The sequence below is a fragment of the Actinophytocola sp. genome (assembly GCF_049647105.1).
Classification (GTDB): domain Bacteria; phylum Actinomycetota; class Actinomycetes; order Mycobacteriales; family Pseudonocardiaceae; genus Actinophytocola.
The window spans coordinates 47,720-64,031 of the sequence record NZ_JBARWZ010000053.1 but is presented as its reverse complement, the minus strand read 5'-3'; the positions used below and the strand labels follow the sequence as shown (position 1 = coordinate 64,031).

11 protein-coding genes are annotated in these 16,312 nt (G+C 69.7%); 9 read left to right on the top strand and 2 right to left on the bottom strand.

Features of this window, described 5'->3' with window-relative positions:
- The first annotated feature begins 23 nt into the window (after nt 1-23).
- From WBA97_RS07305 to WBA97_RS07295, 3 genes are all read left to right on the top strand, one after another.
- Entirely contained in the window at nt 24-1,460 is a 1,437-nt protein-coding gene (locus WBA97_RS07305; protein ID WP_424229940.1) for an aromatic amino acid ammonia-lyase, read from the top strand.
- A gap of 17 nt (nt 1,461-1,477) precedes the next feature.
- Nucleotides 1,478-1,864 (top strand): hypothetical protein, encoded by a 387-nt coding sequence (locus WBA97_RS07300; RefSeq protein ID WP_424229939.1) that lies wholly within the window; start codon nt 1,478-1,480, stop codon nt 1,862-1,864.
- A gap of 65 nt (nt 1,865-1,929) precedes the next feature.
- On the top strand, nt 1,930-2,325 hold the full coding sequence (locus WBA97_RS07295) for a VOC family protein (RefSeq protein WP_424229938.1): 396 nt from the start codon (nt 1,930-1,932) through the stop codon (nt 2,323-2,325).
- Nucleotides 2,326-2,438: 113 nt separating this feature from the next.
- Here WBA97_RS07295 and WBA97_RS07290 read toward each other — a convergent pair whose 3' ends face one another.
- Nucleotides 2,439-3,959, bottom strand: coding sequence for a glutamate synthase subunit beta (locus WBA97_RS07290; protein ID WP_424229937.1), 1,521 nt, complete (start codon nt 3,957-3,959; stop codon nt 2,439-2,441).
- Nucleotides 3,952-8,520: a glutamate synthase large subunit gene (gene gltB, locus WBA97_RS07285; protein WP_424229936.1), complete on the bottom strand. Its 4,569-nt coding sequence runs from the start codon at nt 8,518-8,520 to the stop codon at nt 3,952-3,954. Before gltB ends, WBA97_RS07290 begins: the two co-directional genes overlap by 8 nt.
- Before the next feature lie 417 nt (nt 8,521-8,937).
- On the opposite strand from gltB, the gene WBA97_RS07280 reads away from it, so the two are divergent.
- The 6 genes from WBA97_RS07280 (at nt 8,938) to WBA97_RS07255 (ending at nt 16,187) form a co-directional block, all read left to right on the top strand.
- Nucleotides 8,938-10,278 (top strand): glycoside hydrolase family 16 protein, encoded by a 1,341-nt coding sequence (locus tag WBA97_RS07280; RefSeq protein ID WP_424229935.1) that lies wholly within the window; start codon nt 8,938-8,940, stop codon nt 10,276-10,278.
- 276 nt (nt 10,279-10,554) lie between these two features.
- The gene (locus WBA97_RS07275; RefSeq protein ID WP_424229934.1) at nt 10,555-11,823 is read left to right on the top strand and encodes an ABC transporter substrate-binding protein; all 1,269 of its coding nucleotides are present in this window, start codon (nt 10,555-10,557) and stop codon (nt 11,821-11,823) included.
- Entirely contained in the window at nt 11,820-12,809 is a 990-nt protein-coding gene (locus WBA97_RS07270; RefSeq protein ID WP_424229933.1) for a carbohydrate ABC transporter permease, read from the top strand. The genes WBA97_RS07275 and WBA97_RS07270 overlap by 4 nt, the downstream gene beginning before the upstream one ends.
- 1 nt (nt 12,810) lies before the next feature.
- The gene (locus WBA97_RS07265) at nt 12,811-13,647 is read left to right on the top strand and encodes a carbohydrate ABC transporter permease (RefSeq protein ID WP_424229932.1); all 837 of its coding nucleotides are present in this window, start codon (nt 12,811-12,813) and stop codon (nt 13,645-13,647) included.
- A gap of 103 nt (nt 13,648-13,750) precedes the next feature.
- Nucleotides 13,751-15,112 carry a GH1 family beta-glucosidase gene (locus WBA97_RS07260; protein WP_424229931.1) on the top strand — a complete coding sequence of 454 codons (1,362 nt, stop codon included), beginning with the start codon at nt 13,751-13,753 and terminating at the stop codon, nt 15,110-15,112.
- 70 nt (nt 15,113-15,182) lie between these two features.
- A complete protein-coding gene (locus WBA97_RS07255) occupies nt 15,183-16,187 on the top strand; it encodes a LacI family DNA-binding transcriptional regulator (protein ID WP_424229930.1) in 1,005 nt (334 codons plus the stop codon).
- Nucleotides 16,188-16,312 lie beyond the last annotated feature (125 nt).

The following is a 16,312-nucleotide window of genomic DNA, read 5'->3' as shown; positions in this document are numbered from 1 at the left end:
CACGGTGGTCCTACCCTGGCGACATGTTCACCGTGGACGGTCGAACCCTGCGCTGCGAGGACATTGGGCTGGTGGCGCACGAGCGGGTGCCGGTGACGGTCGACGAGGCCGCCGTGCGCAGGGCGGAGGACGCGTGGCGGCTCGTCACCGAACTGTCGGCACGGCGCGAGATCTACGGCCGCACCACCGGCGTCGGCGCGAACCGTGACCTCACGATCGACGAGGACTCCGGTCCCGAGCACGGCAGGCGCCTGCTGCGCAGCCACGCGGGCGGCGCCGGTGACCTGCTGCCCGTCGAGCACGTCCGCGCCATGATGCTGGTCCGCCTCAACCAGCTCGCCGCGGGTGGCTCCGGCGTGCACCCGCGCGTACTCGTCGCGCTCGCCGAGGCCCTGACCAGGGGCGCGCACCCCCGCGTCCACGCCACCGGCGCGATCGGCACCGGCGACCTCACCGTGCTCGCCGAGACCGCGCTGACGCTGGCGGGCGAGCGCCCGTGGTCGACCGGGCACCTGCCACCGGTACTCCTCGACACCGCCGACGCGCTCGCGTTCATGAGCAGCAACGCGTCGACGCTGGCCGAGGCGGCGCTCGCGTGCCTGGCGCTGGAGCGGCTGGTGCGGGCGAGTCACGTGGTCGCCGCGCTGTCCTACGTCGTGCTCGGCGGCTCCCCCGAGGCGTACGCGACGGCCGTGCACGCCGCCCGCCCGCACCCGGGGCAGGTGTGGTGCGCGGGCGAGATGCGGCGGCTGCTCGGCATGACCGGCGCGCCGCCTGCGGGCAGGCGCATCCAGGACCCGTACGGGCTGCGCGCGTTCCCGCAGGTGCAGGGCCCCGCGCTGGACGCGCTCGCCTACCTGCGGTCCGTGCTGACCATCGAGGTCAACGCCAGCACGGAGAACCCGATGGTGTCGCTCGCCGCCGGGGACGTGTTCCACCACGCGCACTTCCACACCGCGTACCTCGCCACCGCGCTGGACCAGGCCAGGGCGACCATCCACCACGTCGCGGAGCTGTCCGCGGCCCGGCTCGGCGACCTCGTCGAGCCGTCGTTCACGGACCTGCCCGCGTTCCTCGCCGACGGGCCACCCGGCAGCTCCGGCGTGATGATCCTCGAGTACGTCGCGCACGACGCGCTGGCGATGCTGCGGCAGGCCGCATTGCCGGTGACGCTCGGCACCGCGGTGGTGTCCCGCGGCGTCGAGGACCACGCGAGCTTCTCCACCCAGGCCGCCCGCCAGGCTCGCGCCGCGGCCGAGGCCTACCGGCAGGTCCTCGCGTGCGAGCTGGTCGCGGCCGTGCGCGCGCTGCGGATGCGGCCCGCCGACCTGATGGACCTGCCGGTGCGGGACGCGTTCGAACTGGCGGACGCCACCCTGGACGAGAACACGGCCGACCGCCCGTTCTCCGACGACCTCACGAAGGCGGCCGCGCTCCTGGACCCGCTGTCCGAGATCTGACCTGTAATCATCACCTTGTGACCGACGAGGACAAAACGGACGACTACGAGAGTCGCGAGGACGGGACCGCGCCGCTCGTTCTCGCGGCCGTCGGCACCGTGCTCCTGGTCGCCGTCGGGGTGCTCACCTTCGCCGTCGGGCTGTTGTCGCCGCTGGTCACCGAGGGGTGCGGTGGTGGGAGCGACTACGGACCCGACGGGCCCGCCTACTGCCGCGACTCCCAGACCGTCGCCAGGATGCTGACGGTGCCGGTGCTGCTCGTCCTGCCCGCCGGGCTGCTGTTCACGTGGCTGCGGTTCACGCCGTCCTACCGGCCCCGCGCGTGGGTGCCGCTCGTCGGGCTCGCCGCCATCGGCGCGCTGTGGGTGGTGGCGAACTCACTGCTCGATGGCAGGCTCTTCTAGCGGCGGCCGACCTTCTCACCCTGCTACAGTCCACGCTTATATAAGCGTCGACTAAGGAGTACGCGGTGTCCCAGAAGATCACGACCTTCCTCATGTTCGACGGCCGGGCCGAGGAGGCGATGACGTTCTACCGGTCGCTGTTCTCCGACGCCGAGGTGGTCTCGCTCGCCAGGTACGGCCCGGAGGGACCGGGGGCGGAGGGCACGGTCGTGCACGCGATCTTCACCCTCGCCGGGCAGCGGTTCATGTGCATCGACAGCGCGGTGAAGCACGAGTTCGGTTTCACCCCGGCGGTCTCCCTGTACGTGGACTGCGCGGACGAGGCGGAGATCGACCGGCTGTACGCGGCGCTGGCGGCGGATGGCACGGAGCTGATGGCGCTCGGCGACCACGGTTTCAGCACCAGATTCGGCTGGGTCAACGATCGCTTCGGCGTCTCGTGGCAGCTCAACCTGGCCTGAACCCCGCGATCACCGCGCGGGAGGCGGTGCTCGCGAAAACGGCCTGACCCCGCACAACGCTGTGCGGGGTCAGGCGTCGGACGGCCCGCACCTCGTCGTGCGGGACCAGTTGCTCAGACGACGGCCAGCGGAAGGGCCGTCGGGATCACCGGGGTGGGCAGGTCGGAGTGGCCGGTGAGGAACGCGTCGACGGCGCCTGCCACCGACCGGCCCTCCGCGATCGCCCACACCACAAGGGAAGCGCCTCGGTGCGCGTCGCCGCAGACGAACACGCCCTCGGCGCGCGTCTGCCAGTCCGAACCACACGACAGCGTGCCGCGCGTGGTGAGCGACAGGCCGAGGCCGTCCAGCAGCGGCATGTGCTCGACGCCCTCGAAGCCGATCGCCAGCAGCACCAGGTCCGCGGGCAGCTCCTCGACGTGGTCGTTCACCGGGACGACCTCGCGGATCCCCGTCACCGGGTCGCGGCTGACCTTCACCTCACGCAGTCGCAAGGCCTTCACGTTGCCCGCGCCGTCGTCGACGAAGGACTCGACCGCGACCGCGAACCGCCGCTCCCCCGCCTCCTCGTGCGCGGGATAGGTGCGCAGGATCCACGGCCACACCGGCCACGGCGACCGTTCGTCGTCGCGGGCCGTCGGCGGCTGCGGGTACTGGTCGAGCTGGGTCACCGACAGCGCGCCCTGGCGGGTCGCGGTGCCGTAGCAGTCGGCGCCGGTGTCGCCACCGCCGATCACGATGACGTGCTTGCCGCGCGCGGAGATGGTGGTCGGGCCGTCGCCCTCACACTCCTTGTTGGCAGGCACCAGGTGTTCCATCGCGAGGTGCACCCCGGAAAGCGCCCTGCCGGGGACGTCCTGCGCGTCCCGGCCGCGCAGCGCGCCGACCGCGAGCACCACCGCGTCGAACTTCGCCTTCAGCGTCTCCACCGAGAGATCGCCTGGCTTGCTGCCGCCGACCTCGCAGCCCGTCACGAACCGGGTGCCCTCCTCGCGCAGCTGCCCGAGCCGCCGGTCGAGGACCTTCTTCTCCATCTTGAACTCGGGGATGCCGTACCGCAGCAGCCCGCCGAGCCGGTCGTCCCGCTCGTACACGGTGACCTCGTGGCCAGCACGGGTCAGCTGCTGCGCCGCCGCGAGCCCGGCCGGGCCGGAGCCGACGACCGCGACCTTCTTGCCGGACGAGACGATCGCCTGACGCGGGCGGATCAGGTCCTTCTCCCACGAGACCTCGGCGATCGCCTCCTCGACGCGCTTGATCGCGACCGCCCCGCCGGACAGCGGGTTGATCGCCAGCACGCAGCCCGCCTCGCACGGCGCGGGGCACAGCTTCCCGGTGAACTCGGGGAAGTTGTTGGTGGCGTGCAGGCGGTTGCTGGCGCCGGGCCAGTCGCCGACCCGCACGAGGTCGTTCCACTCCGGGATCAGGTTCCCGAGTGGGCACCCGGCGGAACCCGAGTGGCAGAACGGGATGCCGCAGTCCATGCACCGCGACGCCTGTGCGCGGACCTGCTTGTCGCGCTCGCCGCTGTCCTGGTCGAGGTACACCTCGTGCCAGTCCGCCAGCCGGTCCGGTTTGGGCCGCTTTGGCGCGTCCTCGCGTTCGCAGGAGAGGAAACCGCTGGGGTCAGCCACGTGAAGCCTCCATGACCGCCTCGTCGATGTCGCGCCCCTCGGCGGCGGCGAGCCGCATCGCCTCGAGCACGCGCTGGTAGTCGCGTGGCATGACCTTCGTGAAGGATGCCCCTCGACGTGTCCAGTCGCCAAGCAGCGACGCCGCTACCGCCGATCCGGTGCGTTTGTGGTGCGCGGCGACGATGTCACGCAGCCACCTCAGGTCCTCGGCGGTCGGCCGCTGCAGGTCGACCATCGCCGTGTTGACCATCTTCTTGTCCAGGTCGAGCACGTACGCGATGCCGCCGGACATGCCGGCCGCGAGGTTGCGCCCGGTCGGCCCGAGCACCACTGCCCGGCCGCCGGTCATGTACTCGAACGCGTGGTCGCCGACGCCCTCCGCGACGGCGACGGCACCGGAGTTGCGGACGCAGAACCGTTCCCCGACGCGGCCACGCAGGAAGATCTCGCCGCCGGTCGCGCCGTAGGCGATCACGTTGCCGCCGATCACCTGCTGCTCGGCGGCGAACGCCGAGTCCGCGTGCGGCCGCACGATGATCCGCCCACCGGACAGGCCCTTGCCGACGTAGTCGTTGGCGTCGCCCACCAGGTCGAGCGTGATGCCCGCCGGGAGGAACGCGCCGAGCGACTGACCCGCCGAGCCGGTCAGCTCGATGTGGATGGTGCCGTCGGGTAAGCCCTCGCCGCCGTAGCGGCGGGTGACCTCGGCGCCCAGCAACGTGCCGACGGTGCGGTTCACGTTGCGCACCGGCAGTTCCAGCTTCAACGGGTGCGCGTCCTCCAGCGCCGCCTCGGCGAGCTGGATGAGCGTGCGGTCCAGCGCTTGTTCGAGGCCGTGCTCCTGTCCTCGGATCCGCCGCCGCGCACCGCCGTAGCGCGTCTCCGGCACCTCGAAGATCGGTGACAGGTCGAGCCCCTTGGCCTTCCAGTGGTCGATGGCGTCGTCGGCCTCCAGCAGCTCCGCGTGCCCGATCGCCTCGTCGAGCGTGCGGATGCCGAGCTCCGCCAGCAGCTCGCGCACCTCGTTCGCGATGAAGTGGAAGTAGTTGACGATGTGCTCGGCCTGGCCCGTGTACCGCTCACGCAGCACCGGGTTCTGCGTCGCGACGCCGACCGGGCAGGTGTCGAGATGGCAGACGCGCATCATCACGCAGCCGGCCACGATCAGCGGCGCGGTCGCGAAGCCGTACTCCTCCGCGCCGAGGAGCGCGGCGACCACGACGTCGCGGCCGGTCTTCATCGCGCCGTCCACCTGCACGGTGATCCGGTCGCGAAGACCGTTGAGCATCAACGTCTGCTGGGTCTCGGCGAGCCCGACCTCCCACGGCGTGCCCGCGTGCTTGAGCGAGTTCAGCGGGGAGGCGCCGGTGCCGCCGTCGTGCCCGGAGATGAGCACCACGTCCGCGTGTGCCTTCGAGACACCCGCGGCGACCGTGCCGACACCCTGCTCGCTGACCAGCTTCACGTGCACGCGGGCGTACTCGTTCGCGTTCTTGAGGTCGTGGATCAGCTGGGCCAGGTCCTCGATGGAGTAGATGTCGTGGTGCGGCGGCGGGGAGATGAGCCCGACACCCGCTGTCGAGTGCCGGGTACGGGCGATCCACGGCCACACCTTGTTCGGCGGGAGCTGCCCGCCCTCGCCCGGCTTCGCGCCCTGCGCCATCTTGATCTGCAGGTCGGTCGCGTTGACGAGGTACTCGCTCGTGACGCCGAACCGGCCGCTCGCGATCTGCTTGATCGCCGAGCGCCGCTCGGTGTCGTAGAGGCGGTCGGTGTCCTCGCCGCCCTCACCGGTGTTGGAGCGGCCGCCGATGCGGTTCATCGCGATGGCGAGGGTCTCGTGCGCCTCCGCGCTGATCGACCCGTAGGACATCGCGCCGGTGTTGAAGCGCTTGAGGATGCTCTCGACCGGCTCGACCTCCTCGAGCGGGATCGGCGTCCGGCCCTGGGTCCTGAACCGGAAGAGGCCGCGCAGCGCGCCGCCCTCACGGTTGAGCCGCTCCACTTCCTCGGTGTACTTGCGGTACACGTCCTCGCGGCGCGTCCTCGTCGCGTGCTGCAACAGGAACACCGTCTCCGGCGTGAACAGGTGCAGCTCGCCCTCGCGGCGGTAGGCGTACTCGCCGCCGACCTCGAGACGCCGGTGGACGCGGTCGGTCGGGTTCTCCGGGTGCGCCTGGTGATGCCGCGCCGCGACCTCCTTGGCGATCACGTCGAGGCCGACGCCACCGAGCTTGCTGCCGGTGCCGGTGAAGTACTCGTCGAGCACGTCCCTGGAGAGCCCGAACGCCTCGAACACCTGCGCGGCCGTGTAGGCGCCGACGGTCGAGATGCCCATCTTCGACATGATCTTGAGGACGCCCTTGACCAGCGCGCCGACGTAGTTGCGGACCGCGTTCCTCGGCTCGATGCCGGTGAGCGTGCCGCGCCGGACCAGGTTCTCGATCGTCTCGAACGCCAGGTACGGGTTGACCGCCGCCGCGCCGTAACCCAGCAGCAGCGCCACATGGTGCACCTCGCGGGCATCACCGGTCTCGACGACCAGCGCGACGCGCAGTCGCTCCTTGGTACGCACCAGGTGGTGGTGCACCGAGGAGACCAGCATCAGCGACGGGATCGGCGCCATCCGGTGGTCGGCGTCCCGGTCGGACAGCACGAGCGTGCGTGCCCCGGCCGCGATCGCCTCGGACGCCTCGCGCCGCACCCGCTCGACGGCCGAGGCCAGCGCATCGCCCCCACCGTCCACTTCGTACAGACCGGGGATGACAGTGCAGGCGTAGCCCGGCATGTCGCCGTCGTCGTTGAGGTGGATGAGCTTGGCCAGCTCGTCGTTGTCGATCACCGGGTACGGCAGCTGGATGTGGCGGCACGACGCGGGACTGGGCTCCAGCAGGTTCTGCTCCGGGCCCATGATGCGCTGCACCGACGTGACGATCTCCTCGCGGATCGCGTCCAGCGGCGGGTTCGTCACCTGGGCGAAGTTCTGCTTGAAGTAGTCGTAGAGCAGCCGGGGCCGCTTCGAGAGGGCGGCGGGCGGGGTGTCCGTGCCCATCGACCCGATCGGCTCCGCGCCGGTGGTCGCCATCGGCGCGAGCAGGATCTTCAGCTCCTCCTCGGTGTAGCCGAAGGAGAGCTGGCGGCGCAGCACGGACTCGTTGGTCTGCACGACGTGCTCGCGGTCGGGCAGGTTCGTGAGCTTGAGCAGGCCTGCGTGCAGCCACTCCCCGTAGGGACGCTCGGCGGCCAGCCCGGACTTGATCTCGTCGTCGTCGACGATCTTGCCTGCCGCGGTGTCCACGAGGAACATGCGGCCGGGCTGCAACCGTCCCTTCGCGACGATCTGGTCCGGCGGCAGGTCCAGCACACCGGTCTCGCTCGCGAACACGACGCGGTCGTCGGTGGTGCGCCACCATCGCGCCGGGCGCAGGCCGTTGCGGTCCAGGACCGCGCCGACGAGCGTGCCGTCGGAGAAGGTGACCGACGCGGGGCCGTCCCACGGCTCCATGAGGCTGGCGTGGAACTTGTAGAACGCGCGGCGCTCCTGGTCCAGGTTGGCGTTGTTCTCCCACGCCTCCGGGATCATCATCAGCACCGCGTGCGGCAGGCTGCGGCCGCCGAGGTGCAGCAGCTCGAGGACCTCGTCGAAGGACGCGGAGTCCGAGCCGTCCGGGTCGCAGATCGGGTAGAGCCTGGCGAGGTCGCCGGGCAGCAGGTCGCTCGCGAGCAGCGCCTCACGCGCGCGCATGCGGTTGCGGTTGCCGCGGATCGTGTTGATCTCACCGTTGTGCGCGACGAACCGGAACGGGTGCGCGAGCGGCCACGACGGGAACGTGTTGGTGGAGAACCGGCTGTGCACCAGCGCGATCGCGCTGGTGAGCCGGGGGTCGGTGAGGTCGGTGAAGAACACCGGCAGCTGCGCGGTCGTCAGCATTCCCTTGTAGACGACCGTGCGCGCGGACAGCGAAGGGAAGTAGACGCCGCAGCCCGCCGCGCCGCTCTCGTGCTCCGCGCGCTTGCGCAGGCAGAACGCCAAGCGGTCCAGCTCGATGCCGCCGATCCGGTTGCCGTCGACGTCGGTGGGCGCGGCCACGAACGGCATCGCGAAGTGCGGCATGACCGACTGCGCGGTCGGGCCGACGTCGGCCGCGTCCGGAGCCACCGGCACGTCCCGCCAGCCGAGGACTTCGAGCCCTTCTTCCTTGGCGATGCGCTCGACCAGCGAGACGGCTCTGGCCCGCTGGTCGATGTCCTTGGGCAGGAAGGCGATGCCTGCCGCGTAGGTGCTGGCGCCGTCCCGCGCGGGGGCGGGCAGGTCGAAGTCGACGACCGCACGCAGCAGTCCGTCGGGGAGCTGGAGGAGGATGCCGGCGCCGTCGCCGCTGGTGGGCTCCGCGCCCGCGGCACCTCGGTGTTCCAGGTTGGCCAGCGCCACCAGAGCGTCGGTCACGATGCCGTGCGACCTGCGCCCCTGGATGTCCGCGACCATCGCCACGCCACACGCGTCACGTTCGGTGGTGGGGTCGTAAAGACCTCGTGCGGTGGGTAGGGCGGAATAGATCACGCGTCGACCTCCCTCGTCGTCCTCGCGCTCAACTGTTAGCTGGGCGCGGGACGGCGGTGGCCCGCGTGTTGACGTGAGCTTAACAGTCCCGAAACCCCGGAGCCATGTGTCGACGGCGGATTTTCTCGCGTTGGGTGTAACGATCTGGATGATCCGCGCGATATGCACCCTTCGCCCTGGTGGGGCCCATCGGGTACCGGCTTCCTCGCCTAGGTCAGCGTAACCGACCCCACACGGAATGGAAGGTCCACGAGACGTGGCCGACTGTTGACAATCCGTTGTGAGAGCGCTTCCATGACTATCGGCAACATCTGCGGCCTGTTCAACAGGCACTCGGAACCCTGCCCGAGCGTGACAAGGAGGTCACCGCCCATGCCCACTACCCGCGCGCCATCGCGCCGAAGGTTCGCTTTCGGTGTGGCCGCTGCCGCAGTACTCGTCCTGACACCCCTCACCTACACCGCGGAAGCATCCGTGCCGCCGCCGGACTCGGGCTGGACACAGGTCTGGGCCGACGACTTCAACGGCTCGTCGGGCACACTCCCGTCGTCGTCGAACTGGATCTTCGACATCGGGCACAGCTATCCCGGCGGCCCATGGAACTGGGGCACCGGCGAGATCGCCGCCCATACCAACAACCCGGCCAACGTCAGCGTCGACGGCGGCGGCAACCTGCGCATCACCCCCCTGCGCGACAGCTCGGGCAACTGGACCTCGGCCCGCATCGAGACGCAGCGCACGGACTTCCAGGCGCCGTCAGGTGGCGTGCTGCGCATCGAAAGCCGCATCCAGATGCCGAACGTCACCGGCAACGAGGCGCTCGGCTACTGGCCCGCGTTCTGGGCGCTTGGCGCACCGTTCCGCGGTAACTACTGGAACTGGCCCGGCATCGGCGAGTTCGACATCATGGAGAACGTCAACGGGATCAACTCCGTGTGGGGCGTGCTCCACTGTGGCGTCGCGCCAGGCGGGCCGTGCAACGAGAACAACGGGATCGGCGCGAGCCGAGCGTGCCCCGGTTCGACGTGCCAGTCCGGGTTCCACACCTACCGGTTCGAGTGGGACCGGAGCGTCTCGCCCAACCAGCTGCGATGGTACGTGGATGGTCAGCAGTTCCACTCGGTCAGCCAGGGCCAGCTGCCCGCCGACACGTGGAACCAGATGACCTCGCACGGCTACTTCATCATCCTGAACGTGGCCATGGGCGGCGCCTTCCCGGACGGGGTCGCGGGGTTCGCGACACCGACGGCCTCGACCGTGTCCGGCCGTCCGATGCTGGTGGACTACGTCGCGGTGTGGTCGCGCGGTGGCGGCGGCGGTCCGACCGACCCGCCGCCCGGTGACGGTGGCAGCGCGTACGACCGCATCGAGGCCGAGTCGTTCAACGGCCAGAGTGGCCTGAGCGTGGAGGGCACCGCGGACACGGGTGGCGGCAGCCACGTCGGCTACGTCGGCAACGGTGACTGGGCGCGCTACGACGACATCGACTTCGGGTCGTCGGCGGCAAGGCAGTTCGTGGCCAGGGTCGCCTCCGGCGCGGCGGGCGGGGTGAGCGGCCTGATCGAGGTGCGCCTCGACTCCCGGTCGAACGCGCCGATCGGCAGCTTCGCGGTCGGCAACACCGGCGGCTGGAACAGCTGGCGGACCATCCCGGCGAACATCTCCGGGGTAACCGGCGTGCACGACGTGTTCCTGACGTTCAGCAGCGGCCAGCCTGCCGACTTCGTCAACGTCAACTGGTTCAACTTCGGGAGATAGTGCCCGACAGACGTCCACCATGCCCCGGCACGGCCGACGCCGTTGACCTCCGGGGAGGCGGGCTGGCGATCCGCGCGACCCGAAACAGGCCACGTGGAGGCTCGGATCGCTTTTCACCGGTCCCCCGCGCCACGTCCCAGGTGCGGGGGACCGGCTTTTGTCCACAACGTCCCGGTTACGGGTCTTGACACAACCAGGTCGGCCCGAGATCCTTCGGTAACCCATGAGAGCGCTCTCATGCTTTGTCCACACCGACGTGGCCGCAGGAGGCCAGACATGCGTAACTCAGGGATCGTCGCGTGCATCGCCGCGACCGCCCTCGTCCTCACCGCCTGTGGCTCAGGCGGCGAATCCGGCGAGGACGGCGGGAACACGCTGACGATCAACGTCTTCGGCGACAGCTTCTCGTTACCGGACAACCGCGCGCTCTACGACGAGTACGAGAAGGCGCACGGCGTCAAGATCGTCGAGAACCGCAGCGACTTCGGCACGCACCACCAGAACCTGCAGGCCCGCCTGACCGCGGGCTCCGGCACGGCGGACCTCGAGGTGATCGAGGTCGGCCAGGTGTCCGGGTTCATCGGGCAGTCGGACTCGTTCGTGAACTTCAAGGACAAGGGCGTCGACACCGCGCAGTGGACCGAGTCCACCGTGCAGCGTGCGTCCACCGCGGACGGTGGCGCGCTGATCGGCCTGCCGACCGACATCGGCGGCCTCGCCATGTGTTACCGGACCGACCTGTTCGCACAGGCCGGCCTGCCGACGACCCGTGACGAGGTGTCCGCGCTGTGGCCGACGTGGGAGGACTACGTCGACATCGGCAAGCAGTTCCAGCAGAAGGCGCCGAAGACCAAGTGGTTCGACGCGGGCGGGCACGTCTTCACCGGCGTCCTCGGCAACGAGGAGGAGACCTTCTACAACGCGAACGGCGACCTGATCGTCGAGGACAACAAGGTCGTCAAGGACGCGTGGGACCTCACGGTCGGCGCGATCAAGGCTGGCCAGTCCGCCGCGCTGCCGGAGTTCTCGCCCGAGTGGAACACCGGCTTCCAGCAGGGCCAGTTCGCGACGATCACCTGCCCCGCGTGGATGATGGGCTACATCCAGGGCAACGCGCCGGACACCAAGGGCAAGTGGGACATCGCGAAGATCCCAGGCGGTTCCGGCAACTGGGGCGGCTCGTACGTGACCGTGCCGTCGCAGGGCAAGAACGTCGACAAGGCCGTCGATCTGGCGAAGTGGCTGACCGCGCCGGAGCAGAACATCAAGCTGTTCACATCGATCGGCAACTTCCCGAGCCAGGAGTCGACCTGGTCACAGCCCGACATCGCGGACTTCACGTCGGAGTTCTTCTCCGGCGCACCCGCCGGGAAGATCTACCCCGCCTCGCTGGAGAACGCGCCGGTGCAGGTCGTCGGGCCGCAGAGCGGCGTCATCGGCAACACGTTCGCGGGCGCGCTGAACAGCGTCGAGCAGGGCACCGATCCCGAGGAGGCCTGGGAGTCGGCGATGAACGACATCGAAGCAGCCGCGGGTGATGGATGAGCACGCAGCTCTCCGACCGTGGGGCGCCGCCTGATGGGCGGCGCCCCACGGGGCCCTCACCCCGCGGGCAGGCCTGGCGGTCGCGGCTGTACCGCTTCGACGTCAAGGGCTCGCCGTACCTGTACGTCCTGCCGTTCTTCGGGTTGTTCGCGGTCTTCGGGCTGTTCCCGCTGATCTACACGGCGGTCATCTCGACCACCGCGTGGAGCCCGCGCAAGCCCGGCAGCGAGGACGTCTCCGTCGGGCTCGACAACTACGGCAAGCTGCTGTCCGACGACAACTTCCACAACGCGCTGATCAACACCTTCGGCATCGGCATCGTGTCGACCGTGCCGCAGTTGCTGCTGGCGCTGGGGATCGCGCACCTGCTGAACTACCGGCTGCGCGGGCGGCTGTTCCTGCGCATGGGCGTGCTGGTCCCGTACATCACGTCGGTGGCGGCGGTCGCGCTGATCTTCAACCAGATCTTCGCGCGTGACTTCGGGCTGCTGAACTTCTTCCTGCAGCCGTTCATGGACAACCCGGTCGACTGGCGCGCGGACAAGTGGGCGTCGTGGCTCGCGGTGTCGACGATGGTGATCTGGCACTGGACCGGCTACAACGCGCTGATCTACCTCGCGGCGATGCAGACCATCCCGTACGAGCTGTACGAGTCCGCGTCGATCGACGGGGCGAGCCGCTGGCAGCAGTTCTGGCACATCACGATCCCCAGCCTGCGCCCGACGATCATCTTCACGGTCATCGTGTCGACGATCGGCGCGCTGCAACTGTTCGCGGAACCATTCCTGTTCGACACGACCCGTAACAGCAACGGCGGCCCGGAACGGGAGTTCCAGACCGTCGTCCTCTACCTGTACCAGCAGTTCTGGACGAACGGGCGGTACGGCTACGGGGCCGCGATCGCGTGGACCCTGTTCGTGATCACCGTCGTCATCGCACTGGTCAACTTCCTGCTGGTGCGCCGGATCCGATCGGCGGACGACTGACATGACACGCAGACGAGCACCCGACCAGGCCCGCTGGGGCACCTACGCGATCCTGTTCGCGATCATCATCGTCTCGATCTTCCCGCTGTACTGGTCGGTCGTGGTGTCCTCGCGCGACCAGTCGGCCATCGGCCGCTATCCCCCGCCGCTCGTGCCGGGCGGTTCGTTGTGGGACAACCTGGAGAAGGCGTTCGAGCAGGGCAACTTCGGGCTGGCGCTGACCAACTCGGTGATCGTCGCCGGGACCATCACGATCGCGGTGGTGTTCACGTCCACGCTCGCGGGTTTCGCGTTCGCCAAGCTCAGCTTCCGCGGCCGAGGCGGGCTGTTCGCGGCCGTGGTTGGCACGATGCTGGTGCCGACCCAGCTCGCGATCATCCCGCTCTACATCATGGTCACGCAGTGGTTCGGCTGGGCGAACGACCTTCGGGGTGTGATCGTGCCCGCGCTGGTGAGCGCGTTCGGCGTGTTCTTCATGCGCCAGTACCTGTACTCCGCGATGCCGACCGAACTGCTGGAGGCCGGGCGCGTGGACGGCGCGTCGACGCTGCGCATCTACTGGAACGTCGTGCTGCCCATCGCCCGGCCGGGTGCCGCGGTGCTGGGGCTGCTCACGTTCATCACGTACTGGAACGACCTGTTCTGGCCGCTGATCCTGCTGAACACGCAGAACCCGACCGTGCAGGTGGCCATCGCCAACACGAGAAGCGGCATCGAGGTGGACTACTCGCTCGTGCTCGCGGGCACGGTGATCGCCACCTTCCCGATGCTCATCGTCTTTCTCGTGCTGGGCAGGCAGATCATCGGAGGAATCATGCAGGGGGCGGTGAAGGGGTGAGCGGAGCTTGCGGAGCGAACCATCAAGCGCGCGGAGCTTGCGGAGCGAACCATCAAGCGGCCGGAGCTTGCGGAGCGAACCATCGAGTGGGCGAGGGGGCGTCATGAGGTTTCCCGACGGTTTCGTGTGGGGCGCGGCGACGGCGGCCTACCAGATCGAGGGCGCGCACGATGTCGACGGCCGAGGACCGTCCATCTGGGACACCTTCAGCCACACGCCGGGCCGGGTCGAGGGCGGCGACAACGGGGACGTGGCGGCCGACCACTACCGCCTCTTCCGTGAGGATGTCGCGCTGATGGCCGACATGGGGCTGGCGGCGTACCGGTTCTCCGTGTCGTGGCCCAGGATCCAGCCGACGGGCAAGGGCCCGGCCAACGCGGCCGGGCTGGACCACTACGAGCGCCTGGTGGACGAGCTGGTGGCACACGGCATCGAGCCGATGCTCACGCTCTACCACTGGGACCTCCCGCAGGAGCTGGAGGACTCCGGCGGGTGGGGTGCGCGGGACACCGCCGCCCGGTTCGCGGAGTACGCGGAGCTGGTCGGGGCGCGCCTCGGCGACCGGGTCCCGATCTGGACCACGCTGAACGAGCCGTGGTGTTCCGCCTTCCTCGGGTACGCCTCCGGCGAGCACGCGCCGGGACGGACCGACCCGGCGCTGGCGCTGCGGGCCGCGCACCACCTGCTCCTGGCTCACGGGCTCGGCACGCAGGCGCTGCGCGCGGTCCTGCCGGAGCCCGCGCAGGTGTCGATCACCCTGAACCTGTCGTCGGTGCTGCCCGCGGTCACGTCGGCGCCCGCGACGAACGCGGTGCGGCGGATCGACGGGCTCGCCAACCGGCTGTTCCTCGACCCGCTGTTCCGAGGTCACTACCCCGTCGACGTCCTGCGCGACACGGCACGGCTGACCGACTGGTCGTTCGTGCTGCCCGCGGACCTCGCGGTGATCGCGGCACCGATCGACCTGCTGGGCATCAACTACTACACACCGACGCTGGTCGACGCGGGCCCGCCTGCCGACGGCCCGTCGCCGTGGCCGGGGTGCCGCGATGTCCGGTTCGTCCAGCCGCCCGGCCCTCGGACCGCGATGGGCTGGGCGATCGACGCGCAGGGCCTGCGTAACGTGGTACACCGGGTGCACGACCAGTACCGGCAGATCCCCCTGATGATCACCGAGAACGGGGCGGCGTTCGACGACGAGCTCGGCGTCGACGGGGTACGCGACGACGACCGGATCGGCTACCTGCGGGATCATCTGGAGGTCGTGCACGAGGCGATCACGCACGGCGTGGACCTTCGGGGATACTTCGTGTGGTCGCTGCTGGACAACTTCGAGTGGGCGTACGGGTACGCGAAGCGGTTCGGCATCGTTCACGTGGACTACGCGACGCAGGCTCGTGTCTGGAAGGACAGCGCACACTGGTACCGGCAGGTGATTCAGACGAACGGCATACAAGAGGAATGAGCGAGCCTGCGAGCGAATCAATGACGCAGGGCGACCGTGAACGGCCGCACCGAGCCTGCGAGGGGCGGACTTGATTTCGAAGCCCACACTCGACACCGTCGCCGCGGAGGCGGGGGTGTCGCGGGCGACGGTGTCCAGGGTGATCAACGGGTCGCCGAGGGTGTCCCCCGAGGTGAAGGTCGCGGTCGAGTCCGCCATCGCGGCGCTCGGCTACGTGCCCAACCGGGCGGCCCGCAGCCTCGCCATGCGCAGGACCGACTCGATCGCGCTGGTGATGCGCGAGCCCGACGCGACGGTGCTCAACGACCCGTACCTCGGCAACATCATCATCGCGACGAGCCAGACGCTCATCGGCACCGGCGTGCAGCTGGTGCTGGTGAACGCACAGAACACGGCTGAGCACGCGCAGCTGGCCGACTACGTCCGCAGCGGACACGTCGACGGCGTCCTGCTGGCCTCCATGCACGACGACGACCCGCTCCCCCGCGTACTGCTGGAGGCCGGGATCCCCACGGTGGTCGGCGGCCGCCCGTCCCGGCCGATGCCCGGGTTGTCCTATGTGGACGTCGACAACGTCGGCGGCGCCCAGCTGGCGGCCGAGCGCCTGCTGTCCTCGGACCGCCACCGGATCGCGACGATCGCGGGCCCACAGGACATGACGGCGGGCATCGACCGCCTGACCGGGTATCACCGCGCCCTGTCGGCCGAGGGCCGCAAGGCCGACCGGGTCGCGTACGGCGACTTCACGAGGGAGTCCGGCCAGCAGGCGATGGCGGCCCTGCTCGACCGCCACCCCGACCTGGACGCCGTCTTCGTGGCGAACGACCTGATGGCCATCGGCGCACTGCGCGCCCTCCGCGACGCGGGCCGCCAGGTCCCCTCGGACGTCGCGGTGGTCGGCTACGACGACATCGAGATGGCCCGCCACACCGAACCCCCGCTGACGACCATCCACCAGCCGATCGTCGACCAGGCCCGCACCATGACCGAGCTGCTGCTCACCCAGATCGGCGGCGACCCGGTCGCGGACCCGGTGGTCCTGCCGACCGTGCTGGTGGAACGCGAGTCGGCCTAGTCCCGCGCCGGAAATCTGGCACCTGATTCGGCGGCCCAGCCTTTCGCTGGCGGCGTTGCCGATCCACCCAAGTACAACCCGGTACGAGGGAGGATCGGCGCCTTGCCGGCAGAAAACTGGATCCG

Excerpts from the sequence above, each read along its gene's own strand:
- WBA97_RS07305 (WP_424229940.1), top strand. The coding sequence starts at position 24 with ATGTTCACCGTGGACGGTCGAACCCTGCGCTGCGAGGACATTGGGCTG.
- WBA97_RS07275 (WP_424229934.1), top strand. The coding sequence starts at position 10,555 with ATGCGTAACTCAGGGATCGTCGCGTGCATCGCCGCGACCGCCCTCGTC.
- WBA97_RS07270 (WP_424229933.1), top strand. The coding sequence starts at position 11,820 with ATGAGCACGCAGCTCTCCGACCGTGGGGCGCCGCCTGATGGGCGGCGC.
- WBA97_RS07265 (WP_424229932.1), top strand. The coding sequence starts at position 12,811 with ATGACACGCAGACGAGCACCCGACCAGGCCCGCTGGGGCACCTACGCG.
- WBA97_RS07260 (WP_424229931.1), top strand. The coding sequence starts at position 13,751 with ATGAGGTTTCCCGACGGTTTCGTGTGGGGCGCGGCGACGGCGGCCTAC.